27 protein-coding genes are annotated in these 22,019 nt (G+C 35.3%); 13 read left to right on the top strand and 14 right to left on the bottom strand.

The window, feature by feature from the left end; all coding sequences use genetic code 11:
- Positions 1-64: 64 nt before the first annotated feature.
- On the top strand, positions 65-853 hold the full coding sequence (locus tag DPQ89_RS02945) for a class I SAM-dependent methyltransferase (protein WP_127715010.1): 789 nt from the start codon (positions 65-67) through the stop codon (positions 851-853).
- 26 nt (positions 854-879) lie between these two features.
- On the opposite strand, the gene DPQ89_RS02940 is transcribed toward DPQ89_RS02945, so the two are convergent.
- Genes DPQ89_RS02940 through nrdR form a run of 4 tightly spaced genes read right to left on the bottom strand, consistent with a single transcriptional unit; the run spans position 880 to position 2,879 of the window.
- On the bottom strand, positions 880-1,470 hold the full coding sequence (locus DPQ89_RS02940) for a hypothetical protein (RefSeq protein ID WP_127715008.1): 591 nt from the start codon (positions 1,468-1,470) through the stop codon (positions 880-882).
- Positions 1,471-1,854, bottom strand: a complete 384-nt coding sequence (locus DPQ89_RS02935; RefSeq protein WP_127715006.1) for a hypothetical protein — start codon at positions 1,852-1,854, stop codon at positions 1,471-1,473.
- Between the two features lies 1 nt (position 1,855).
- Positions 1,856-2,326 carry a transcription antitermination factor NusB gene (gene nusB / locus DPQ89_RS02930; protein WP_164848231.1) on the bottom strand — a complete coding sequence of 157 codons (471 nt, stop codon included), beginning with the start codon at positions 2,324-2,326 and terminating at the stop codon, positions 1,856-1,858.
- Complete coding sequence (nrdR, locus tag DPQ89_RS02925) at positions 2,307-2,879, bottom strand: transcriptional regulator NrdR (protein WP_241558769.1); 573 nt, start codon at positions 2,877-2,879, stop codon at positions 2,307-2,309. Before nrdR ends, nusB begins: the two co-directional genes overlap by 20 nt.
- Positions 2,880-2,998: 119 nt before the next feature.
- On the opposite strand from nrdR, the gene DPQ89_RS02920 reads away from it, so the two are divergent.
- On the top strand, positions 2,999-4,003 hold the full coding sequence (locus DPQ89_RS02920) for a hypothetical protein (RefSeq protein ID WP_127715002.1): 1,005 nt from the start codon (positions 2,999-3,001) through the stop codon (positions 4,001-4,003).
- A gap of 1 nt (position 4,004) precedes the next feature.
- Positions 4,005-4,346, top strand: a complete 342-nt coding sequence (locus DPQ89_RS02915) for a hypothetical protein (RefSeq protein ID WP_127715000.1) — start codon at positions 4,005-4,007, stop codon at positions 4,344-4,346.
- 29 nt (positions 4,347-4,375) lie between these two features.
- On the opposite strand, the gene glyA is transcribed toward DPQ89_RS02915, so the two are convergent.
- The 8 genes from glyA to DPQ89_RS02875 all read right to left on the bottom strand — a co-directional run bounded on the left by glyA (position 4,376) and on the right by DPQ89_RS02875 (position 10,961).
- Positions 4,376-5,626, bottom strand: coding sequence for a serine hydroxymethyltransferase (gene glyA / locus DPQ89_RS02910; protein WP_127714998.1), 1,251 nt, complete (start codon positions 5,624-5,626; stop codon positions 4,376-4,378).
- A gap of 10 nt (positions 5,627-5,636) precedes the next feature.
- Positions 5,637-6,878, bottom strand: a complete 1,242-nt coding sequence (gene fabF, locus DPQ89_RS02905; RefSeq protein WP_127714996.1) for a beta-ketoacyl-ACP synthase II — start codon at positions 6,876-6,878, stop codon at positions 5,637-5,639.
- A 103-nt stretch (positions 6,879-6,981) separates the two neighbouring features.
- Positions 6,982-7,203, bottom strand: a complete 222-nt coding sequence (acpP, locus tag DPQ89_RS02900) for an acyl carrier protein (protein WP_127714994.1) — start codon at positions 7,201-7,203, stop codon at positions 6,982-6,984.
- 35 nt (positions 7,204-7,238) lie between these two features.
- Positions 7,239-8,000, bottom strand: a complete 762-nt coding sequence (gene fabG, locus DPQ89_RS02895) for a 3-oxoacyl-ACP reductase FabG (RefSeq protein WP_127715043.1) — start codon at positions 7,998-8,000, stop codon at positions 7,239-7,241.
- A gap of 2 nt (positions 8,001-8,002) precedes the next feature.
- Positions 8,003-8,953, bottom strand: coding sequence for an ACP S-malonyltransferase (gene fabD, locus DPQ89_RS02890; RefSeq protein ID WP_127714992.1), 951 nt, complete (start codon positions 8,951-8,953; stop codon positions 8,003-8,005).
- Positions 8,954-8,967: 14 nt separating this feature from the next.
- On the bottom strand, positions 8,968-9,969 hold the full coding sequence (locus tag DPQ89_RS02885) for a beta-ketoacyl-ACP synthase III (RefSeq protein ID WP_127714990.1): 1,002 nt from the start codon (positions 9,967-9,969) through the stop codon (positions 8,968-8,970).
- A gap of 107 nt (positions 9,970-10,076) precedes the next feature.
- Positions 10,077-10,286, bottom strand: coding sequence for a 50S ribosomal protein L32 (gene rpmF / locus DPQ89_RS02880; protein WP_127714988.1), 210 nt, complete (start codon positions 10,284-10,286; stop codon positions 10,077-10,079).
- 108 nt (positions 10,287-10,394) lie between these two features.
- Positions 10,395-10,961, bottom strand: a complete 567-nt coding sequence (locus tag DPQ89_RS02875; protein ID WP_127714986.1) for a DUF177 domain-containing protein — start codon at positions 10,959-10,961, stop codon at positions 10,395-10,397.
- Positions 10,962-11,056: 95 nt separating this feature from the next.
- Here DPQ89_RS02875 and DPQ89_RS02870 point away from each other — a divergent pair, with 95 nt between their 5' ends.
- From DPQ89_RS02870 to alr, 3 genes are all read left to right on the top strand, one after another.
- Positions 11,057-11,545, top strand: coding sequence for a shikimate kinase (locus DPQ89_RS02870; RefSeq protein ID WP_127714984.1), 489 nt, complete (start codon positions 11,057-11,059; stop codon positions 11,543-11,545).
- An 86-nt stretch (positions 11,546-11,631) separates the two neighbouring features.
- A complete protein-coding gene (locus DPQ89_RS02865; protein WP_127714982.1) occupies positions 11,632-13,092 on the top strand; it encodes a hypothetical protein in 1,461 nt (486 codons plus the stop codon).
- A gap of 3 nt (positions 13,093-13,095) precedes the next feature.
- The gene (alr, locus tag DPQ89_RS02860) at positions 13,096-14,223 is read left to right on the top strand and encodes an alanine racemase (protein ID WP_127714980.1); all 1,128 of its coding nucleotides are present in this window, start codon (positions 13,096-13,098) and stop codon (positions 14,221-14,223) included.
- Here alr and DPQ89_RS02855 read toward each other — a convergent pair.
- A complete protein-coding gene (locus tag DPQ89_RS02855) occupies positions 14,220-15,020 on the bottom strand; it encodes an FHA domain-containing protein (RefSeq protein WP_164848230.1) in 801 nt (266 codons plus the stop codon). The two genes, alr and DPQ89_RS02855, sit on opposite strands and share 4 nt — an antisense overlap.
- A gap of 169 nt (positions 15,021-15,189) precedes the next feature.
- On the opposite strand from DPQ89_RS02855, the gene DPQ89_RS02850 reads away from it, so the two are divergent.
- From DPQ89_RS02850 to DPQ89_RS02820, 7 genes are read left to right on the top strand one after another with little or no spacing between them, the layout of a single operon-like run.
- Positions 15,190-15,990, top strand: coding sequence for an ABC transporter permease (locus tag DPQ89_RS02850; protein ID WP_127714976.1), 801 nt, complete (start codon positions 15,190-15,192; stop codon positions 15,988-15,990).
- The gene (locus tag DPQ89_RS02845) at positions 15,990-16,742 is read left to right on the top strand and encodes an ABC transporter ATP-binding protein (protein ID WP_127714974.1); all 753 of its coding nucleotides are present in this window, start codon (positions 15,990-15,992) and stop codon (positions 16,740-16,742) included. The genes DPQ89_RS02850 and DPQ89_RS02845 overlap by 1 nt, the downstream gene beginning before the upstream one ends.
- 12 nt (positions 16,743-16,754) lie before the next feature.
- Positions 16,755-18,125 carry an MlaD family protein gene (locus DPQ89_RS02840; protein ID WP_127714972.1) on the top strand — a complete coding sequence of 457 codons (1,371 nt, stop codon included), beginning with the start codon at positions 16,755-16,757 and terminating at the stop codon, positions 18,123-18,125.
- Between the two features lie 6 nt (positions 18,126-18,131).
- Positions 18,132-19,112 carry a hypothetical protein gene (locus DPQ89_RS02835; protein WP_127714970.1) on the top strand — a complete coding sequence of 327 codons (981 nt, stop codon included), beginning with the start codon at positions 18,132-18,134 and terminating at the stop codon, positions 19,110-19,112.
- A 41-nt stretch (positions 19,113-19,153) separates the two neighbouring features.
- Complete coding sequence (locus DPQ89_RS02830; protein WP_127714968.1) at positions 19,154-20,350, top strand: hypothetical protein; 1,197 nt, start codon at positions 19,154-19,156, stop codon at positions 20,348-20,350.
- On the top strand, positions 20,347-20,934 hold the full coding sequence (locus DPQ89_RS02825) for an L-threonylcarbamoyladenylate synthase (protein WP_164848229.1): 588 nt from the start codon (positions 20,347-20,349) through the stop codon (positions 20,932-20,934). Before DPQ89_RS02830 ends, DPQ89_RS02825 begins: the two co-directional genes overlap by 4 nt.
- Positions 20,906-21,466: a methyltransferase gene (locus DPQ89_RS02820; protein WP_127714964.1), complete on the top strand. Its 561-nt coding sequence runs from the start codon at positions 20,906-20,908 to the stop codon at positions 21,464-21,466. The genes DPQ89_RS02825 and DPQ89_RS02820 overlap by 29 nt, the downstream gene beginning before the upstream one ends.
- Here DPQ89_RS02820 and DPQ89_RS02815 read toward each other — a convergent pair.
- The gene (locus tag DPQ89_RS02815; RefSeq protein ID WP_164848228.1) at positions 21,437-21,997 is read right to left on the bottom strand and encodes a DUF721 domain-containing protein; all 561 of its coding nucleotides are present in this window, start codon (positions 21,995-21,997) and stop codon (positions 21,437-21,439) included. The two genes, DPQ89_RS02820 and DPQ89_RS02815, sit on opposite strands and share 30 nt — an antisense overlap.
- Positions 21,998-22,019 lie beyond the last annotated feature (22 nt).

Raw genomic sequence — 22,019 nt, 5'->3', positions numbered from 1 at the left:
AATCTTCAAATTCTCTCTATTTCTATGGTACATTTTCTGCAAAGAAAAATTTAGAGGAGTTTAGATGGCAAAGCTATCGTTAGAGAATAAATATAAGCTTTATGAAGCTTCAGTACAAAACCATGAATGCGATATAGACTTCATTAATAAAGAGTATAGACGCATCTTTGGGAAATTACCGATGTCTTTGAGAGAAGATTTTGGTGGTACGGCAGCGATGGCCTGTGATTGGGTTAAGCAATCAGATAATCATATTGCATGGGGTGTTGATTTAGACTCTGAGCCAATCAGTTATGGTATTGATAATCATTACTCTAAGCTAAATGATGCTCAAAAAGAGAGAATGAAATATATTGAAGGCAATGTGTTAGACAATAGAGACTTTAAGTCTGATATTGTTGTGGCCTTTAATTTCTCTTATTTTATATTCAAAGAAAGAAAGACTCTTTTAGAGTATTTCAAAAAAGTTAGAGAAGGTCTAAATGATGAGGGAGCTTTCTTTGTCGATCTCTTTGGTGGAACAGATGCTTGTCAGGAACTAGTTGAAGAGTCTGACCATGATTCTCATACTTACTTCTGGGACTGTGAATCTTTTAATCCTATTACAAGTGAAGTTCTCTACTATATTCACTTTGAACAAGATGGACATAAATACGAAAGAGTATTTACTTATGATTGGAGAATGTGGGGACTTAAAGAGCTTCAAGATATTATGATTGATGCTGGTTTCTCTAAAGTCGTTACTTACTGGGAAGGTGAAGATGGCGATGGAGGTGGAGATGGAAACTTCTATCCTTCTGATAAAGAAGAAAATTGTGAGTCTTGGGTAACTTACCTTTGTGCTATTAAATAAAAAAACCGGCTTAGGCCGGTTTTTTTTTAATATATAATGTCAATTGTATCGTCGTAGTCGTCATTAAAATCAATATCGTTACCATTTATAGGAATATATTGGCGAACAATATGATTCTTTATATTGTTAATCGTGAATAGCGTTTCTTTAGAAGTGCAAAAAAGCTGCTCTTGATTACCATCAAGTACCTCTTGGATGATTTCTTCTTTTGAAAGCACAATTGTATCTTCTAGCTGTTCATTAACATCGTCGACAAACTCTAGAAGTGTTTCTCCAAAACCAAGTTTAGAGTCAATAATCAATTTGAGTGCATTTGCTCTTCCTTTATACTTTTTGAAGTTAGATAGTGTCGCTTCAATGAAGTAGGTCCCTTCATAAGTGAAGGCGGCTCCATAAAGAACGCCACCTGTCGTTAGTTCTGCATTGAGAGATAAAATTCCTAATAAAGAAGCACCACTCGTAGAAATTGCACCCGAAGAAAAGTAAAGACCAGCTCTCAGAGGTGCAGATACAGGCTCAGATAGAGTTATTAGCTTTACTTTCTTATATTCTTTTTCGCAATCTGCAAAAGAGGTGAAGGTAAGTAGTAATAAAAAAATAATTTTTACAAAAGTCATTTAGAGCTCTTTTTCATGTTCAAATACAGTAAAACTAAACCCTGAGTAGGCCTTGCTAAATTTTTGTTCTAGATTCTTTTCGTCTGTATTATGAATGATTAGTACTTTTTTAGTATCATCAGTTTTCTTTATCAAGGCCATAGAAGACTTCGCTGCAATCGTGAATTGCTCCTGGTCAGACTTGCTAACTAGTGCGATAGAAATAGTCTTGTCGAAATTAATAGTTTGGTATAACCCTTCGAGTTTATTACTTTTTGACAAAAGTCCATTAGTTAAATAATCAAACTCTTTGAAAAAATGACTTTGGTTATTAGTTTTTTCATCTATAAACCATAGTACGGCACAGAATGAATTATCTAAGGTCATTAAGAGTTTCTTATTCATATTACTTCAATGAGTCTAGAGTTCCATTAATAAACGAGTAAGAGTCGGCAGTTCCAAACTTCTTTGCAAGATTAACCATTTCATCGATCACAACATTTTTTGGAGTATCTTTGATATTTAAAATTTCAAATGATCCAAGCATTAAAATTGTGTAATCAATTTTTTCTAATTGATGAATCTTTCTCTTATGCAATAGTGGGGAAATCTTGTCCTCTAGAGCATCTTTATTAGATAGTATTCCTTCTATAAGAATTAATGCAAAACTCTTTGCATTATTTGTAACTTGGTTATTTGGATGTTCACTATCAGGCTCTGTATATGAAGATAAGAACTCTTCAAAAAGCTGCTCGTAGTCTTCTTTTGGGCTCTTAGTGCTTACTAGGTTAATAAGGTCTGGAGCAGAGTTTAAAATGTTATAGATAAATTTAAAAGTAAACTCTCTGGCATTTGTTTTATTGCTGAAGTTGCTCACGCTGATTTCCTTTTGAAGCAGTAAGGTTTTTTAGTAATGAAGATACAAATCCTTCAATGTCTTTATAATCCCAGTAAAATGAAGCAAAACGAGTGTAGGCCACTGGATCTAGATGCAGTAGTTCTTCCATTGTTTTTTCACCAATGATATTGGAGTTTATTTCCTTAGGATAATGCTCGAGCATAAAGCGTTCTACTCTTTCCATTAATTTATCTAAGTCTTCAGTTGAGACAGGCCTTTTTTGACAGGCCTTCTTTAGCCCTCTAAGAATCTTTTCTCGGTCATAAGACTCTCGACGTCCGTCATGTTTTACAACCGCTGGCATTTGAATTTGAATTTTTTCGTATGTAGTGAATCTATTGTCACAGCTTTCGCACTTTCTTCTACGTCTCACACTTAGGCCCTCTGGCATCAAGCGTGAGTCGACAACTTTAGTATCTGTAGTTTGGCAAATAGGGCAATGCATTAGTATTCCTGTATTTTTAAGGTCCTTTTTTACGTTTTCAAAGCTTTCTTGGCAAGGGGAAAGCTTTAAATTTAAAGAATTTACCATAATTACATGGCACACTTGCTACGTATAATTAGTAACTTGTACTACATTTTAGAGAAACCTGTGTATTCAAGTAATATGGTTTAACTCCGAAAAGACAATAGAGAGAGGGTCAAGTTTTTATGAGTTTTAAAGCATTGTTAGTAATCACTGTAATTTTCATTACTTCTTGCAAGAGTAATGACTATATTTCTTCTAACCTTAGTGGTGATACAGAAGATATTCAAAAGTTTACTAAAGACTTTACAACAATACCTTCTGCGCATGAAGTGAGCGAACATATTAATGAAACTCTAAGCGCTCCACAATCTGACTGTATTCCCAAGGCAATCGTTGTTGCTCCTCCAGCACCTGAGCCGAGTAAGAAAAATGATCTCTGCAATTACCCAGAGATGGGAAAGAGTTGGGTATCAAACTGCAATAAATTATATGAGGCTGGAATTCCTCATGATGCTTTAAACTACACATTAAAAGCATTCAAAAATAACTTCGATAAATTTAGAAATAATAAATGCTATATTTATACTGACAAAAAAGGTGAAGGACCTAAGAAAGAGTTCACCGACTCAATGAAAAATGGAATTCCAAATAAGTGTCAAATAGTTATTAATAACACTAAAGAAGAAGCTGAGAAATTTCCAAAATCTCAATATCCTTTTAGAAGAAAAATGTATTATATAGATATCTGTAAAGGAGAGGTCAAGACAAGTTACTTCAACTTGGGAAGTGGTACTTTTAAAAGTAATTACGCTAATATTTCAGGAAAGCACTCAACTGTTAAAGGTGTATTTATGACAGGTACAAATGTTTTCAATTTTGTTCCAGGTGGCAAGAAATCAATTCCAAAATATAATGCTGTTCGCTCTTATATGAAGAAGACTTATGGTGAATCTAAGGCACACGGTCTTCAATTATTTGGCTTGCAGAAAACTAATAATGGAAGTGGTCCCGATAGTAAGTATATGCATGTCTCTCCATATAAATCTAGTTGGGGGTGTCCTTCAATAGATAAGGATAATTATTGGATGATTGAAAACTTAGCTAAAAATGGCCCTTCAATGGTTGTTAATTACGGTGATGGAATGCAAGATATTGAAGATGTTAATGATTGTGGTCCGAGGAAATAGTATGAAAAAGAATACTAATACTTTAATGCTGATTTTCTTTTTTCTATTTTCTACATCTAGTTTTGCCAACGATTGTTTTGAGTTTAAAATTGGAGGCAAGAGTTTAAAGATGTTTCCGTCAAAAAAACACATAATAATGAAGTATGGTAAATTTGAAAATCTATATAATTGTGATTCAAAAAATAACATCGTAAGTTGTTATGGAGATGATGATTCAGGGGACTTTTCTTTCAATAAAGACTCGAAAGTCCTTACTATAAAATCTTTATCTTTTGGTGCTCCAGACTCTAAAGGAGCAGTTTTGAATGGTAAAGTTAAGGCCGGAGAGTCTTGTAAGAAGTAGGGGCTAACTAGCCCCCACTGTTTGTGAATTTAATAAACTGGAAAGTCTCTACATAAGCTAATTACTTCATTTCTAACTTCTTCCAAAACCTTTTCATCTTCATGATTCGAAAGAGCTTTAGAGATCCAAGAACCAACTAAGTTCATATGCTCTTCAGTCATTCCTCTTGTTGTAATGGCCGGCGTACCGATTCTAACTCCTGATGTAACAAATGGTGATCTCTTATCTCCAGGAATCATATTCTTGTTACAAGTAATACCTGCTTTTTCGAGGGCCTTTTCCGCTTGTTTTCCGGATAGATTAACTGAGTCTGTTTTGATCAAAATTAAATGATTATCAGTTCCACCTGAAACTATTTCTATTCCTTGAGACTGAAGTTTTTCTCCCAATACTTTTGCATTAAGAACAACTTGTTTTTGGTAATGAGTATAACTCTCATCAAGAGCTTCTTTGAAAGATACTGCTTTTGCTGCAATAACATGCTCTAGTGGACCACCTTGAATTCCAGGGAAGACATTGAAGTTGATCTTCTTTGCTAGTTCTTCATCATTAGTTAAGATAATCCCACCTCGTGGACCTCTTAAAGTTTTATGAGTTGTTGATGTTACAACGTGAGCATGAGGAACTGGGTTAGGGTGGACACCTGCTGCTACAAGACCAGCAATATGCGCCATATCTACCATTAAATATGCACCGACTTCATCAGCAATTTTCCTAAACTTTTCAAAGTCTAGTGTTCTTGGGTACGCAGATGCTCCGGCAATAATCATTTTTGGCTTTTCTTTTAAAGCAAGTTCCCTAAGCGCCTCATAATCAATTGTTTCTGTTTCCAGATTTAAACCGTAAGGAATAATTTCAAAAAGCTTACCTGAAAAATTAACAGGCGATCCGTGTGTAAGGTGACCGCCTTCTGCTAGATTCATTCCCAGAACTTTATCGCCTGTCTCTAGAAGAGTGAAGTATACTGCCATATTTGCTTGTGAACCAGAGTGAGGCTGAACGTTAGCAAAGTCAGCACCAAAAAGCTTCTTTACTCTTTCGATAGCAAGCTCTTCAACAGTATCTACAAACTCACATCCTCCGTAGTATCTTTTATGAGGAAGACCTTCGGCGTATTTATTTGTTAGAATTGTCCCTTGAGCTTCCATAACTGCTTTAGAAGCATAGTTTTCAGAAGCGATAAGTTCGAGCCCTTCTTCTTGTCTTATTCTTTCTTTTTCGATGAGCTCTGATATTTCTGAGTCCATCGACTTTAATGAGATTGATTCCTTATGAAACATGCGACCTTCCTTAGTTTCCAGTATATCTTTTAAGGAGTAACGAAGAGTTAGTCCCACCAAATCCAAATGAGTTATTTAATGCATAATCTACTTGAATTTCTTTTGCTTTATTAGCAACGTAGTCAAGGTCACATTCAGGATCTTGATTATCTAAGTTAATCGTTGGAGGAAGAATTCCTTTATATAGGGCCATTGCACAGAAGATACTTTCAACACCTCCAGCTGCACCTAATAAATGACCAATCATAGACTTCGTTGAAGAAACGAACATATTTTTAGAGTGATCTCCAAAAGTTTTCTTAATAGCTTTTGTCTCTCCTAAGTCTCCTAGTGGCGTTGAAGTTCCGTGAGCATTAACATAACCAACCTGATCGGGAGTAATTCCGGCCGATTCAACACACATCTTCATACATCTGTATGCACCATCTCCTTCTGGATGAGGGGCAGTAATATGATGGGCATCACTTGAAGTTCCATGTCCTACGACTTCTGCATATATTTTTGCACCACGAGCTTTTGCTTTTTCATAGTTTTCTAAAACGAGAATCCCTGCGCCTTCACCAATCACAAAACCATTTCTATCAACGTCAAATGGTCTCGAGGCCGTTGCAGGATCTTCACTTTTAGATAATGCTTTCATGGAAATAAATCCACCCATAGGAAGATTTGATAGTACGGACTCTGCTCCACCGGTAACCATAACATCTTGTCTGCCTGCCATTATTTCAAAAGCTGCTGCAGAAATAGCATGAGCTGCTGAAGCACAAGCAGAGGCAATAGTGTAATTCACTCCTTGTAAGTTTAATTTTATACTTAAAAGGCCGGTGGCCATATTTGGAATAATTCCAGGTATAAAGAATGGGGAAATTCTTCTTGGTCCTTTGTCCATAAAACTTTCATAAGATCTTTCGATCTCGGGAAAGCCACCCATACCAACTCCCATTATTGAACCAATTCTCTCTGGGCTATAGTTGTGGTTTTCAAGTCCTGAATCTTTCCAAGCTTCGTAACCTGAGTGCAATGCAAAGTGAATAAATTTATCGTATCTAGGAGCCTCTTTAGGCTCTAGTATATCAGCACTAATTTCGAAGTTCTTCACTTCTCCGCCAATTTGTACTGCTAGTTTTTCAATAGGTGTATTTTCAATTTTTGATATTCCGGGCTTACCTTCAATGATATTTCCCCAAACCTCGTCAAGGCTATGACCTAGACCACATATGGCACCCATTCCAGTAATAACAACTCTGTTCATTTGTGATTCTCCTGTGAGTAAACTGACTAAAATAATAGAGCAAAAAAAAAGGGAAGCAAACACTTGCTTCCCCTTTTTTTATTAGATTTTTATTTAAATCTGATTACTTTTTTTCAAGGTAAGTTACTACGTCTTGAATAGATTTAAGACCTTCAGCATCTTCTTCTGGGATCTCTACTCCAAACTCGTCTTCCATTTTCATCATAAGTTCAACGATATCAAGAGAATCTAGATTAAGATCGTCTACAAAGCTAGTTCCTGCGTTGATTTTTGCAATATCAATTTTCGTTGCATCACTTACAAGTTTGATTACTTTTTCTTCCATTATTTACTCCTTATGTGTGTCTCAAACTACAATACTTAAATATATAATCCACCGTCAATCTTTATAACTTCTCCAGTTATATAAGATGACGCCTTGCTAATTAAGAAATTCACTAGGTTAGCAACTTCTTCCACATTTCCAAGACGGTTTAACGGAATCGAGCTAAGATACGCTTCTTTTACCTTTTCATCAAGGGCATCTGTCATATCTGTCTCAATAAATCCTGGACATATTGCGTTACATCTAACATTTCTTGAAGCCAGCTCTTTGGCGTAAGACTTTGTAAATCCAAGCATTCCGGCTTTAGAAGCAGCGTATGCGATTTGTGAAGGATTTCCCATAAGACCAACAACTGAGCTTATATTTACAACTGAAACATTCTCAGCTCTTAGAAAAGCTCTAGAGAGTGCAGAGGTAACTAGGATTGATCCTTTAAGGTTAGTATCTATTGTTTGCGAGATATCTTCTTCTTTTAGTCTTAGAACAATTTGGTCTTTAGAGATACCGGCATTGTTAACAAGACCTGTTATTGCTCCAAACTCTTTATTAAAACTATCGAGAGAGTTTTTTATTTGTTCAGCATTAGTTACGTCAAACATAACTCCAGTAGCATTACTAGCTCCTGCTGCCATAAGCTCTTTTTGCATCTCATCAGCTACAGCTTCTTTACCCTCACGAAAGTTGAAAACAACATGAGCACCTTGTTTCGCAAGGTTTATAGCGATTGCTTTTCCAATCCCTCTTGTAGCACCTGTTACTAGAACGATTTTACCTTTTAAATCTTCAAAATTTGCCATCATTATAATAACTCCTCGAGCTCTTCAAAAGCTCCATCTTTATCAAGAGAGATAACTTTTATATTTCTATTAATCTTTCTTACTAGACCCATTAATACTCTTCCTGGCCCACATTCAATACAGATAGTATCATCAGCTAGGGCCTGAATACTTTGAGTCCAAAGAACTGAGCCATCAACTTGCTTGAAGAGGTTCTCTTTAACTGTGTCTGGATTAGTTCCTGCAGGGTATTCTTTAGCATCTATATTTGCAATATATGGCAGGGTAGTTGTTTGAAAATTAAAATCTGAAAAAGAAGAATTTAGTTTCTCTGCAGCTGGCTTCATAAGAGAAGAATGAAAAGGTGCAGACACATTAAGTTCAACCGCTCTATACGGTTCTTCCCAATTTTTTTCAAACCATGCTACTGCTCTGTCGCAAGCACTTGCTTCTCCAGAGATAACAATCTGGCTAGGTTCATTAAAGTTGGCAGGCATTACTTCTGAGTTTGGTTGACTTACTTCTTTACAAGCTTTTTCGATAACCTCTTGAGGTATTTTCATCACTGCAAACATTTTGCCCTTACCAGAAGGGACGGCCTCTTGCATATACTTTCCTCTTAAGTGAACAGCTTTTACAGCATCTTCAAAAGGGATTGCTCCGCAAGAAACTAGTGCAGCATACTCGCCGACTGAGTGACCAAGTACTCGGTCAATTTTAATGTTCTTTCTTTCTAGTAACTCGTTTAGCTTTTGAAATAAAGCTACCGAGTGGCTTAAAATGGCAGGTTGTGTGTACTTAGTAAGTTTGAGTTCTTCATCTGGTCCCTCAAACATAATCTGGCTTAGGTTAAAATCAAGTGCTTTGTTTGCCTTTTCAAAAAGATCAAACGCACTATGACCCTCCAGAGATTTTCCCATCCCTACGTACTGCGCACCTTGACCAGGAAATAATAGTGTTACTGATTTAGTCATAACTTATCCTTTAGTTAATAGCGTAGTAGAGTGGCCCCTGTTGTTAGTCCTGCTCCAAAAGCATCAAATAGAACAACATCACCTCTTTTAATTCTTCCATCTTGGATGGCCTCGTGAAATGCAATTGGCACTGTCGCGGCAGAGGTATTAGCGTACTTTTCTATATTAACGATAACTTTTTCAGGATCTATTCCGAGAAGCTTTCCCGTTGTTTCAATTATTCTTATATTTGCTTGATGAGGAACTAACCAGTTCACTTGATCAAGATTTAAGTTTGCTTTTTCTAAAACTGTCTTAGCATTTTGCGCTAATGTTCTAGTGGCAACTTTAAACATCTCTCTACCTTTCATTTGCATGAAGTGAGATCCATCTTCAAGGTGACTTTCAGTAATTGGATAGACTGCTCCGCCGACTGGTTGATCAAAAAATTCTCTTCCTGTACCGTCTGCGCCTAGGTGAGTTGATAGAATGTCTGAATCATCACTATCTTCATTTCTTCCTACGATAGCAACACCACAACCATCACCAAAAAGAATACAGCTTCCTCTGTCTTTCCAATTTACTTCTCGGCTTAGCATTTCAGAACCAACGATTAGAGCATTCTTAACCATTCCTGTTCTAATCATCGCTTGGGCCATATTTAATCCGTAAACAAAACCAGAACATGCTGCGGCTATATCGAGGGCTGCACATTGATTAGTTATTCCAAGTTTCTGCTGAAGAACAATGGCCGTATTAGGAAGTTTAAAGTCTGGGGTTACTGAGGCAAAAAGGATGAGGTCAATATCGTTAGCTTCTAAGTTCGCATTTTCAAGGGCCATAAGTGTTGCTTTGTAGGCCATATCACTTGGAAATTCACCCTCTTCAGTATTAGAAATTCTTCTTTCTCTAATACCTGTTCTTTCAAAGATCCACTCATCATTCGTATCAACAAATTTAGAGATATCATCATTGGTCATTATTCTTTCAGGTACAAACATTCCAGTACCTTTAATTTTAACTTTATAGTCCGTCATTTTCCTCGCCTCCAAAATAGCAAAGGGCATTTAAATTCTTTTGATTTCTCAATTGAATTTAAATGCCCTCAGGAATTTTTAATTAATTTATCTAATTAGACAAGAAATTACTCAGCAGTTTCTTCTTCTCTATCAGCTTTAGTATCAAAAATCTTTTGACCTTTCCAGTAACCAGAAGGTGAAATACAACCTTTCTTAGTTAGCTCTCCAGTTGTGTTATCAACAACAACTTTATTGTTTGCATATAATTTATGATGCTGACCAGCTCTTCTCAAACCTTTCTTTGAAACACTGGTTTTCTTCTTAGGTACTGCCATTTTCTACTCCAGATATATAACTTTAACTTATTATTTCTTGTTATTAAGGGTGAATAGATACGTTATATTCACTACTTTATCAAGTCTTTTTACCATGTCCGATACATTTTAATGCTGCGCATGTCCACAGTCTACGTGATTTAAGTCACTTCCGCACACACCGCATAAACCTTTACACTCTTGCGAGTGAAGCGGGTAAGGATTTATATTAAGGTAGATGCACTCATGTATCACTTTCTTAACATTACATTTACCGCGGTCATGGAAGTATACCTCAAGTTCTGAGTTATCGGCCCAAACGCTCAATGTTTCCTCAAATTCTTCACTCTTTTCATATTTGTCTGCAATATAGACGGCCTCAAAGCTACCTTTTACAGATTCTGGAGTTGGAGTGAGGCACTTTATGCACGGAACGTGGAAGTCTCCGCTGAATTGGCCTCTTATGATTAGGCCTTCTCCAAATTGTGGAATTTCCTTTCTTTTTATTTTTAGATCAACTTTCATTGTTCTGTAGTCAGGAGTTTTTTCGTCGTCATCTAGGTTTTCTTCAAGCTCTTCAAGAAGATCACTTACCCAAGTACAGTCTTTATCAAGATTGTATTCTCTCTCTTCTTCTAAAAAATTTTCAACTCTTACAATCTCATCGAGATTATCTTTAATGTCTCTTTGCAACATCGTGACCTCAAACGTAAAATAAATCTATTAGGGCTTCTAACTTATAAGAAGTTAAAAGTACATGGAGTTTTTATTTTTTTCAAAGTGAGTGCAACGTGATTATAGCTATTTGTGGTTTTATGGGAACAGGGAAGAGCTCTTTTTTAAAGCAATTTCCAGAGATTAAATCTATTGATTTAGATCTTTATATTGAGCAGGACAAGGGGAGTATTGCCCAACTTATTCGTACAGAAGGCTTTGAAGTCTTTAGGCAAATAGAGAGCAAGGCGCTAAAAAATGCAATTACGCAGCTTTCCTCTGGGGGATTGATTTCTCTAGGTGGCGGAAGTCTTGATCTAATGGAAAATATTGATTTACTAAAAAGTCTTGATGTTAAAATCTTGTATCTTAAGAATGATTTTGAAACATGTTATACAAGAATCCAGGGTGATCAAAATAGGCCTCAGCTAGATAAGTCCAAAAGTGATTTGGAGGAATTATTTAATAAGAGGGCGAAGATCTTTGAAAGTGTTTGCGACGTTGCCTTAGTAGGCGATAATAAGCTTTGGCCAACAGATTGGACTTTGCTTAAAGTATTATTTTAAACCTAGAACTACCCTCTATTATTTCCTACTAAAATTAGACGTATTGTGTAATTCAGGGCATAATTTTTGTATTATGGGAGATTACAATGAGTATGAATAATTTAACAGTGGCGCTTCTTCTTGAAGACCTTGAGCTTGCAAAAGAATTTTCTGATATTTTTAGAGAGCTTGGCGTTGTGGCACATTTTTATGAAGACTTAGATTCATTCTGGAAAGGTACTTTAGAAGTAATTCCTACATTATCTCTAGTTGATGTTAAAAAGATGCACGAAGGTACTCTTCTATTAAAAAATCATCCATTTGTTAAAAATGACCAACTCCCGATGGCATTTTTCTTCAGTTCTAATACAGCACCTCTTTTACATTCAACTTATGAGTTCTTTAATATGGGAACGATTCTTAAGGGGGCAAATTACAGAGGACAAGTTAAGTCTATACTGAAGAGACTTAATAAGATGCTTTCCTATGAACAAAGAATAAGTAAGATTGAAATTGAAAAAAATAAGCTCTCTAATCAGGTGAGAGGTTTAATTGAAGTATCTCAAGTTTATAAAGAGGATCACTTCTACGATAGATACCTTAAGGATTTATGCAATAATTTTGAAACTGAAAAAATTCGTTGCATGGATTTCTTTGAGTCATGTGAAAATGTTTTTTCAGAGTTAGAGGATATTTCTGAGTTTGCATACTTAGAACTGAGCTCGAATGGTCAGAGACTTCTTTCTCCTGAAAGTACTTCAATGAAATTTGTGACTATTCCTTCATTATTTTTAGGAAGAACTTGTCACAATGGAATAGAAGAGTTTGCTCAGAATATGGGTTCTCAAGTTGCTGTTGACCTCTTAGGTGGAGAAGTCATGTCTTTAAATATTAAAGGCAAGAGAAATAACCCAGACCTAATCATTTATTTAAAATTAAATGATATTACACTTTCAGAAAAGCTCGATTGGACAGCTTTAGAGAATTATTTGAATGGTGTTTATGCTTCATTTAATGAAGGTGGAAAACTCTCTCTTAATAGAGAAGCTCGATTTATCACAGCGTGGGAAGCATTCTCATTATTTGATAAGCAAGTGAAGTCTGCAGTAAATGGAGATATTAAAAATCAATTCGCCTTAATCGATATTAATTTAAGCGATATTATTGTTATGGCCAGAGAAGGAAAGAGTGGAGAGTTTTATTGGAAATCTTTCTATCAAGACTTTATTGCCAGAGTACTCAATGCATATCCTAAGGATTTAAAATTCATTTCCATGGGAGTGAATAACTTAGGAGTCCTTTGTGAGTATGCACACTTAGATCAGGCCATGACTCATTTAAAGAATATTGCACATAGGTTCTCTTATTGGAGATACTTTGAAAATGCAGATACTTTACTAGCGAAAAGTCTACGTCCAGAAGTTAAAATGATACCAGCTTCGGCCGAAGCTTACTTGTTACATGTTGAAGAGATTAAGTTCTCTGCTTTAGATGAGTTGGATAAGTTAGATTTAAAATCAAAAGCTAAGGAATTAGTTTGGGGAAGAGCTCCTGAGAGGACTTTGTAAAGTATGAGGTTTCGCTCAAGGCATGTTATAGACCTTGGTATCTTTTCTAGTAACTATCAAAAGTTAAAAGAAATTTGTCCAGACAATAAAGTACTACTAATGGTGAAGGCTGACGCTTATGGGCACGGTCTTGTTGCTATAGTTCGTTACGCAGTTTTAGAACTTGGTATTAATGAATTTGGTTGTGCGACATTAGGTGAAGCTTTGAAGTTGAGAGAGGAGTTAGCTGAACTCGAATTTGAAGTTTATGTTTTTTCAGATATACAATTAGAACTAGAGGAATGCTCAGAGATTTACCTAAATCGTAGAATTATTCCAGTGATTTCAAATAAAGATGACTTAAACTTCTTTCTATCAAATAAGAAGTTTGAACGCTTTCCACTCTTTTTAAAATTTAATACGGGAATGAACAGACTTGGGATATCTCATGAAGAGATTGACTCTGTAGTTAAACTCTTAAAATCAAATTTAAGAAAAAGTATTTCCCATCTTATGACTCACTTTTCTTCTTCTTCACTTTCAATGAAAAAGAATAAAAGGTGTTTGTTTCAGCTAGACAATTTTAAAAAAATTAAAGAAAGGCTTATTTCTGAAGGAATAGTTATTGAAAATAGTTCTATTTCTAATTCTGGTGCAATTGAACAAAGAGTTGGTTTAGAAGAGACTCACGTGCGTCCAGGTCTTATGATGTATGGAGCAAGTTCTGTAATTCCAAAATACTCTCACTTAAGCTGCTGGGATGGGGAAATCATCTCTAGACTTGAGACTTACATAATTAAACACTTTAAAGTGACTAAAGGACAACCTGTAGGTTACGGCGCGACTCCTTGTCCAGAAGATGGAGTTGTTGCGATAATTGCTCTTGGTTATGGAGACGGTTTCTCCACTAGATTTATGGGAAGCCATCTTTACCACAAAGGAAAGAAGGGAATTGTGGTAGGAAGAGTGAATATGGATATGGCCCAAGTCTTTTTTAAAAAAGATGATGCTCCAGAACTTATCCAAGGTGAGTTATTTGTTGTTTGGGATCATGACTCGAAAAGATTTCAAACATTGGCAGATGAGTCTAAATCTATAACTTATGAGTTGTCGATTCAGCTAACTTCTAGAGTGGCCAAGACTTACATTTAAGCAACTTTCTTTAAATTTTCTAGTTCTAGTAGTGCAGATTCATACTCTTTAGTAAGTTCTTCAAATTCGTTAACATCAAAGTTACTTTCTAATTCTTCGATTCTCTTACCTAGTGATTGTATTTGAGATTGATTATCCTTAAAGCTGACAACTTTGTTGTACACATTAACGATTTCATTTTTCTTTTCAGAGAGTTCATTAATTTTTTCTTGATAATGATTAATATGCTCTTTCAGTTCATCTAAATTGTACTTATTAGGAGTCTTAACTGATGCTAAAATTTCCTTCTGGCTTACTTGTAATTCATTATATTCACTTTTTAGAGTATCAATAATTTCTCGAGATTCAGATATAACTTTTATTTTTGCTTTTAGTTTTTGCACCTTTTTCTTTGTTTGACTTTCATTTTGCCAGAATCGTTGATTTTCTTCGTAGTTACTATCCTCTTCAAATGTTTCATGTATTTTTACTTTATCTAAAATAAGAGTCTTATAGCTCGCATCATTTTCTTTACTTTTATCAACAACGATAAAGGAAGTACTTCCTATCATTAGTACGTCATGATGATTTAGCTTAACTGTATCTTGAGAAGCAATTCCAACTCCATTAATTGATGCAGGATTCGAAGCTTTAAGGTCTTCAATAAAGATAGCTCGTTTAGTTACATGAAACTTGCAGTGAAAACCAGACACGAGGTCATCTTTGAAAACTAAGTCACACTTCGACCTTCTGCCAACTGTTAGCTGATCGTAGAGTTCAGTAATTTCATTTGTTTCTTTGTTACGTAAATAAAACACTATTTGTATTAACCTCTATTAAATTAATATTATCTATATTCTAAACGGTATTTTAATAAAAAAGATTGAGCTTTTTTAGCCGATTTATTCGCCTATCAGCTCTAATTAGTTTAAACTTTTAGTAACTTACTATATTTAGGGCGCAATAGTTGAGCGTAGGACTTGGTTAATGACTTTGATTTTAAAGAAGTTTAAAAATTTTGTTGAATTTACTGGTGCAGTGACAATTGAAAATGTTAGTGGGTTGGGCCAGGTTTGGCTCTTTGCTTTAAAGTTTTTCTACTGGATTTTTAAACCACCTTTTCGATTACGTCTCTTTATCGAGCAGTTCTATTTTATTGGTAATAAGTCTCTATTTATAATTGCGTTGGCCGGAAGTTTTACTGGAATGGTTATGGCCTATCAGACATACTTTGGTTTTAAGCTTATTAATGTTGATTCACTTGTTGGCTCCGTTGTTGCTATCTCCCTTGCTAAGGAATTAGCACCAGTTTTAAGTGGTCTTATTGTAGCAGGTAGAGCAGGTGCCGCAATGGCAGCACAAATTGGTACGATGAAAGTTACCGAACAGGTAGATGCCTTAGAAGTAATGGGTATCGATAGTTATCAATATTTAGCGGTACCACGAATTTTGGCAGCGACTTTGGCGCTTCCTATGTTGAGTATTGTTTTTCTATTTGTAGGTAATGTTGGTTCAATGATTGTTGGTACTGTTGCTTTACTCATTGATGAGACAATTTACATGTCGAAGTTAAGTGAATTTATGTTTATTAGTGATTTATTACAAGGAATCTTAAAGGCAACTGTCTTTGGTTTTATAATCGCTGTTATTGGAACCTACTTTGGTTTTAATGTAACTAAGGGTGCTGAGGGAGTAGGAAAGGGAACTAACTTAGCAGTTGTGTGGGGAATGATTTCAGTACTAGTCATTGATTACTTTTTAACTAGTTTCTTAGTGCAGGTTCTATAATGCTAACTTTTGAACAACCAGCAGTCAGAATTAATAATGTCACTAAAATATTTGGGGAACATTCTGTTTTAAAGAATTTGAGCTTCGATATTCCTAAAAATAAAATAACTACTATTTTAGGTTTTTCAGGTGCTGGAAAGTCCACTCTATTAAAACATATCTTAGGTTTGTATCATCCAAGTGAAGGTAGCGTAGAAGTATTGGGAAAGGATCTTGCTAAAATGGAGCCTGTCGAATTAAGAGAGTTTAGGCAAAATTTTGGAATGCTTTTTCAATATGCAGCTCTCTTTGATTCTATGAGTGCTATAGAGAATGTCTCTTTTCCTTTAAAAGAGTTTACGGAGCTAAGCCCTAAAGAAATAGAAGATAAGGCCCAAGAATTACTTTTGTCAGTAGGAATAAAAGAAATATCTTTCGAGAGACTTCCATCTGAATTGTCCGGCGGAATGCGTAAGAGGGTAGGGCTAGGAAGAGCATTGGCCTTAAGCCCACATATTATGCTCTATGATGAACCAACAACTGGACTAGACCCAATTACGACAAAAATGGTCAACGATTTAATAGTTGATACTGCTGCTAGAAATAAAGATAGAGGAATGACGTCAATTATTATTTCTCACGACGTAAAAGCTACCCTGAGGATTTCCGACTTTGTAGCTTTTTTAGATCGTGGTAATATTGTTGAGTACTTACCTGTTAAAGAATTTGAAAAATCAACAAATCCTCTTGTGCAGGAGTTTATACATTTGTGAGATATCTAAAATATGAATGAATTTAAAATAGGTCTTATGGCCATTGCGACAATGGGCATGGTTGTTTATATGTCGCTAAAAATTACTTCGAACCAATCTGGTTTTGGTGAGTACGTGACATACCGAACTATCGTTAATGATGCTTCTGGTATTTTCCCTAAGACTCCAATTAAAGTAGCCGGTATAAACGCAGGTAGAATTAAGAAAATTGAACTGCAGGGAAATCAAGCACTAATTACTTTTGAAGTTTTAAATACCATTAAAATTGTTAAAGATTCAATGCTGAAAATTAAAACAGTTGGCTTCTTGGGTGATAAGTATTTAGAGATCTCGATTGGACTCAGCCAAGATCTACTTTCTGATAATGGATTCATACTGTCTCAAGAAGGGGCGGGAGTTGAAAAGTTAGTTAAAGATGCTGGAGACGTTTTAGAAGATGTTAAGGTAATGATGAAGTCTTTACGCTCTTCAATATCACCCGAAGGTCAGGTTTCTCCGGTTAAAAAAATGTTAGATGATTTAAATGTAGTTGCTGCTAATGCAAGAGTTGCAACGGAGAGTTTAAAAAATGTTCTCGCTGGAAACGAAGAGAAGCTTAATGCGTTGATTGGTAACTTAGAGAGATTTTCAGAGCAGATTGCTTATCATACTGATGATCAAGAACAAAATAGTGCGATGAAGGACTTGAAAAGTATTCTTGCAAATGCTGACTCTATGACAGCAGACTTAAAGGCCTTGGTGGCAGATGTTAAAGAAGGAAAAGGAACCCTTGGTAAATTTCTTGTAGAAGAGGAAATAGCTGATGAAGTGAAGCAAACTCTTTCGAGTGTTAATAAAATCGTTGGAAGAGTAGATGATATACGAACAGAGTTAAGTGTCTTCCTTGGAGCAGGGAGTGAAGAGGGGAGCTCTTCGGGTGGAGCTCTTAGAATTTTTCCTTCTCCTGAAAGGTTCTATATTCTTGGCCTAACAAGTTCTGACTTTGGACCAGAGAATGAAAAGGAAACGATTAGAACAATTAATGGTGTAACAACTACAGAAGTAGAGAAGACAACTCGTAAAAATGTTTTTAGATTTGATCTACAGATAGGTCGCAAGTTACATAATTGGCATGTCAGAGGTGGAATTATTGAATCTACTGGTGGTGTAGGAGTTGATTACGACTTCTTTAATGGAGCAACAAGAGTATCTTTCGATGCTTATGATTATAGAACTAACTTAGGACCAAACTTAAGACTCGCGACTGAAGTCCAGCTATGGAATGTATTCTATGGGAAGGTTTCAGGACTAGATTTGGCAACAAAAAATAGAGCGGGGATGTTAAGTATTGGTTTAAGATTTAATGACGAAGACATAAAGGGTCTTGTCGGTTTCTTCCTTTAGGTTTGTATGGAAAAGAATTGGTTAATTAGAACAAGAGCAAAGCAAATACTAGGACCTGTTGGTAAACAAAAGATTTTAGAATTTGTTGAAAAAGGGTCACTTGCGCCAGATGATGAGATTTCTAGTGGTAATGGTTATTGGTTTTCAATCAAAGAAAAAGACTTGCTTGATAAGTATGTCTTTGGAGATTTAGTTCAAACATTTAATCCAATAACAGAAGCTCCGAATGTTTTGACTTCAAATCTAAATATGGAATCAGAAGTAACAGGATCTTTAAACCCTAATACGATGCCAAAAGAAGCACCGGCTAAAACTAACGAAGACAACATAGATCAGCAAGAAGTAGAAAAACTTCCTGTGGAGAATGATCTCGATTATCCAGATATGGATATGGAAGCTCAGCTTCCTGATGGTGATGATTTAGCATTTCCAGATGGAGATGATCTAGGTTATCCTGACGTAGGCGAAGTTAATACAGCTTCTGTTGAACCTGTTGTTGCCGCTAAAGTTGATATACCTGAACCAACTCCACCTCCAATGAATATGGCCTCAGTGGGCCATGTTGAAGACCAAGTTCCGAGCACAGAAGAGGAAGGTAAGTTACCTGATTCTTCAGATCTTGATTATCCAGATTTAGAAGTTTCTTCAGACTCTGCTGATGAGGACTTAGATGCAACAGATCCTAGCTTTACAATGCCTGTAGAAGAAGAGACGCCTCCAGCAATAACTGAAGAAGTTTCAACTCCTGTAAAAAAAAAGTCTAAAAAGAAAGTAAAAAAAACAGTTAAAGGAAAAGCTAAAAAAAATCAAAGAAATGATCGATATTTATTTTATGTTTTGATAGCTCTTGTTTTACTAATTTTTTATGCTGCCTACTATTATTTCACAAATGTTATTAATTCCGAGGCTTCAGTTATCGATAGAATCTTTCCCAAGGTCTATGCGCAGTCTTTAATAGAGCCAATGGGAAAAAAAAAAACTTTTTAGAGCTTAATAAGTTAGAAACAGAGTTTTTCACTATTAACCCCATGATAACTGGAGAGGGATTAAGGCCATCAAGTGGTGCATTTACCATTCCTGAAACCTGTGTTTATAAAAATAAGTTCCATCTAAGGTTGGCCCTTGTCTTGGCCAAGTCTAATCAGATAATTAAAGACTTCTTGTCTCCCTTTTCAACAAAGTGCCAATTAGAGTTTGATGAGAGATCTCTTGATATCTTTCATTATCCATACAGGCCAGGAGCTGACCTTAAAGATATAATTATATTTTTGAAGTCGAGAGGGTTTAACTCAAAAGAAATAGATCGGATCTCAACTATATGGAATATTAAAAATCGAAGAACTGGTTTTAAAGAGATTCTGAAAGATATTAAAAACTTGGAGAGTTCTAACTCTGAATTAAGGAGCTACAGAATACATAACTCTTTAATAGATAAAGCACATAAGATTGAGTCCAGATTTTTAAGAACTTTATTACTTGCCACTTCTTTTGGAGAGATTGGCAATCAAGCACTTTTCACACAGTATGTTAATGAGCTTCTGTCACTGAATAAAACTTTCTACGCTATTGATTTGAGACAGAGTTATATAACCCCATCTCAAATCGATTTATATTATGAAATTGTAAGATTTAGCTTTTCTAAACTTCAGAAAAGAATATCAGATGAAGTAACATTGAAGATGTTTGAGTCTAATTTTAAGTTCTTAAAAACTAATAAGCATGATATTCAACTTAAAAACTCTTCTCTTGACTGGAGTCTTGTCGAGTTAAGAGAATATATGAAAACTTATCGCTACGGTCTAAAATTTCCGACATATTGGATCAGTGAATTACTTGGACGAACCTCGGTAAAAGAAGTCGATGATTTTATTAGAACTTATAACGAACATGGAGATTTAGAAAATCTTCTTCCAATAGATTATTGGATATTTAAAGATAACTTCCCAATAGCTAAGAAATCGAGGGATATCTTTATTAAAAAATTAGGCCTAGCTGACCAAAGAAATCCTCTTGCTGCCTACACAACACTTTTTCTGATTGAAAATAATATTATTAAAAAAGAATTAAGTGATCAGAATCCACAATTGAGCAAACCTGTTTTCAATCTGAAGAGGAAGTTCTTTCATGAAATGCTAAGTGCAGGGCATGAAAGCACATTTATTATTTACAATTTATTAGATATGGGCGAAGAGAAAGATGAATTTATATGGTGGTTATTACTGTGAAAGATAAATTATTTGTATATCCAACTGATACGGTTTGGGGAATAGGTGGAAGTATTTTTTCGAAACAGTGTTACGAGAAAATAGCTAAGATTAAGGGCCGTGACGAGAATAAGCCTTTAAGTGTATTATTTCCAAATGTTGAAGAGTTATGTAAGTTTGTTAGTTTTCCAGATGAATATTCAGTGGAGTGGTTAGAGAAATTCTTTAGTCTTGAATCTACCTTAGGTGTTCCTGTTGAGTGGGTTAAAGCTGAAATTCCAGATTGGGTTTGTCAGGGAAGTCCTTTTATGGCGGTCAGATGCATTTCGTCTAATGCTATTAGAGAGATTTATGAAATGATTAATGATCCTATCACTTCTACAAGCTTAAATTATTCAGGATATTCTCCAATTGTTAATGGCTTTGATGCGAGGGAGTTCTTTGAGGATCACATTGCGGATGAAGTTTTTATCGAAAATAGAGATGCCCCTTGTTCAGGGAGAGCTTCAACAATAGTTCTGTTAAAAGAAGAGGCACCTGAAATTGTTCGTGAAGGGCTATATTCCAAAGAAATATGTGAGCATCTTGAATTACTCTCAACCTGATTTTTACAAATTTAATACGGATAGCTTAGAGCTTGCGAAGTTTAGTTCTCAGTGGATGAAAGGAAGAAAAGATTTAAAGGTTTTAGATCTCTGTTCGGGGTGTGGTGTAATTGGTATTGAGTTTTTCAAAAAACATCAGTCTGTTAAAGAAATGCACTTTATCGAAAAGCAATTAGACTTCCATTCACATCTAAAAAAAAATATTGAAAATATCTCATGCGTGTCACAGATCTTTATTCAGGATTATAAAGATCATGACCGACTTGAAAAATATGACTTAATTTTGATTAATCCTCCATACTTTATTAACGGGAAAGGAAGAACTTCTCCTGATGAACGAAGACAAGTGTGTCGTAGTTTTGGTGAAGGGGAGCTAGAGTCCCTAATAGAATTTTCAAAAAGTGTTTTAAACTTTAAAGGGGAAATTCATATTGTTCATCGTGATGATATTTCCTTAAAGCTTGATTCATTTAAATTGGTCGAAAAGTTGAATGCGGCAAATCTATTTAGATTTATTCTGAATGAAGATTGAGGTCAAAGATTCTTTTAATTCAAGGTCATCTAAATCATTAAAAAGTTCATCTGCCTGGGCTTTGAGTTTTTTATATTGTGGTGAAAATTTATGAAAAATAATCTCTTCTTTAACTTCTCTTTCCTTAGGCTTATTTTTAACAAACTTGGCGGCCATATCCACTTGGGTTGTAAAGTGGTGTGAGTTGTAAATAAAGTTAATCCTAGAGATCTTTCCTTTGAGAGAATTAAATCTCGTAATGATTTTATTTTTAATTTCTTCTTCTAGAAAACCTAGTTCTTGTGAGAAAGCCGAATGATTGGTCAAAACAGTAAGGCAATTGTTTTGATTTTTCAAAGGTATTGTATACTTACCAATTCTTGGTCCAACAATTTCAGGCCATGCTTCAATTAGGGCAAAGAAGTCGAATGTTTCATTGGCAATATACTTACTCTTTGAGTAGCGAGGGTCTTTACTATATTCTTTAACGCCCCCTGTTGAGAATTGCTCAAAAATTGACTTCAAACTTGTAAACTTGGACTCTTTTTTCATGAAGTTACCTTCTAATATCATA

It is taken from the genome of Halobacteriovorax sp. HLS (assembly GCF_004006665.1).
GTDB lineage: Bacteria > Bdellovibrionota > Bacteriovoracia > Bacteriovoracales > Bacteriovoracaceae > Halobacteriovorax.
The sequence above is the reverse complement of the archived record's forward strand: the minus strand, read 5'-3'. Positions and strand labels throughout refer to the sequence as shown.

Excerpts from the sequence above, each read along its gene's own strand:
- DPQ89_RS02945 (WP_127715010.1), top strand. The coding sequence starts at position 65 with ATGGCAAAGCTATCGTTAGAGAATAAATATAAGCTTTATGAAGCTTCA.
- DPQ89_RS02940 (WP_127715008.1), bottom strand. The coding sequence starts at position 1,470 with ATGACTTTTGTAAAAATTATTTTTTTATTACTACTTACCTTCACCTCT.
- DPQ89_RS02935 (WP_127715006.1), bottom strand. The coding sequence starts at position 1,854 with ATGAATAAGAAACTCTTAATGACCTTAGATAATTCATTCTGTGCCGTA.
- nrdR (WP_241558769.1), bottom strand. The coding sequence starts at position 2,879 with ATGGTAAATTCTTTAAATTTAAAGCTTTCCCCTTGCCAAGAAAGCTTT.
- DPQ89_RS02920 (WP_127715002.1), top strand. The coding sequence starts at position 2,999 with ATGAGTTTTAAAGCATTGTTAGTAATCACTGTAATTTTCATTACTTCT.
- DPQ89_RS02915 (WP_127715000.1), top strand. The coding sequence starts at position 4,005 with ATGAAAAAGAATACTAATACTTTAATGCTGATTTTCTTTTTTCTATTT.
- glyA (WP_127714998.1), bottom strand. The coding sequence starts at position 5,626 with ATGTTTCATAAGGAATCAATCTCATTAAAGTCGATGGACTCAGAAATA.
- fabF (WP_127714996.1), bottom strand. The coding sequence starts at position 6,878 with ATGAACAGAGTTGTTATTACTGGAATGGGTGCCATATGTGGTCTAGGT.
- acpP (WP_127714994.1), bottom strand. The coding sequence starts at position 7,203 with ATGGAAGAAAAAGTAATCAAACTTGTAAGTGATGCAACGAAAATTGAT.
- fabG (WP_127715043.1), bottom strand. The coding sequence starts at position 8,000 with ATGGCAAATTTTGAAGATTTAAAAGGTAAAATCGTTCTAGTAACAGGT.
- fabD (WP_127714992.1), bottom strand. The coding sequence starts at position 8,953 with ATGACTAAATCAGTAACACTATTATTTCCTGGTCAAGGTGCGCAGTAC.
- DPQ89_RS02885 (WP_127714990.1), bottom strand. The coding sequence starts at position 9,969 with ATGACGGACTATAAAGTTAAAATTAAAGGTACTGGAATGTTTGTACCT.
- rpmF (WP_127714988.1), bottom strand. The coding sequence starts at position 10,286 with ATGGCAGTACCTAAGAAGAAAACCAGTGTTTCAAAGAAAGGTTTGAGA.
- DPQ89_RS02875 (WP_127714986.1), bottom strand. The coding sequence starts at position 10,961 with ATGTTGCAAAGAGACATTAAAGATAATCTCGATGAGATTGTAAGAGTT.
- DPQ89_RS02865 (WP_127714982.1), top strand. The coding sequence starts at position 11,632 with ATGAGTATGAATAATTTAACAGTGGCGCTTCTTCTTGAAGACCTTGAG.
- alr (WP_127714980.1), top strand. The coding sequence starts at position 13,096 with ATGAGGTTTCGCTCAAGGCATGTTATAGACCTTGGTATCTTTTCTAGT.
- DPQ89_RS02850 (WP_127714976.1), top strand. The coding sequence starts at position 15,190 with ATGACTTTGATTTTAAAGAAGTTTAAAAATTTTGTTGAATTTACTGGT.
- DPQ89_RS02845 (WP_127714974.1), top strand. The coding sequence starts at position 15,990 with ATGCTAACTTTTGAACAACCAGCAGTCAGAATTAATAATGTCACTAAA.
- DPQ89_RS02840 (WP_127714972.1), top strand. The coding sequence starts at position 16,755 with ATGAATGAATTTAAAATAGGTCTTATGGCCATTGCGACAATGGGCATG.
- DPQ89_RS02835 (WP_127714970.1), top strand. The coding sequence starts at position 18,132 with ATGGAAAAGAATTGGTTAATTAGAACAAGAGCAAAGCAAATACTAGGA.
- DPQ89_RS02830 (WP_127714968.1), top strand. The coding sequence starts at position 19,154 with ATGATAACTGGAGAGGGATTAAGGCCATCAAGTGGTGCATTTACCATT.
- DPQ89_RS02815 (WP_164848228.1), bottom strand. The coding sequence starts at position 21,997 with ATGAAAAAAGAGTCCAAGTTTACAAGTTTGAAGTCAATTTTTGAGCAA.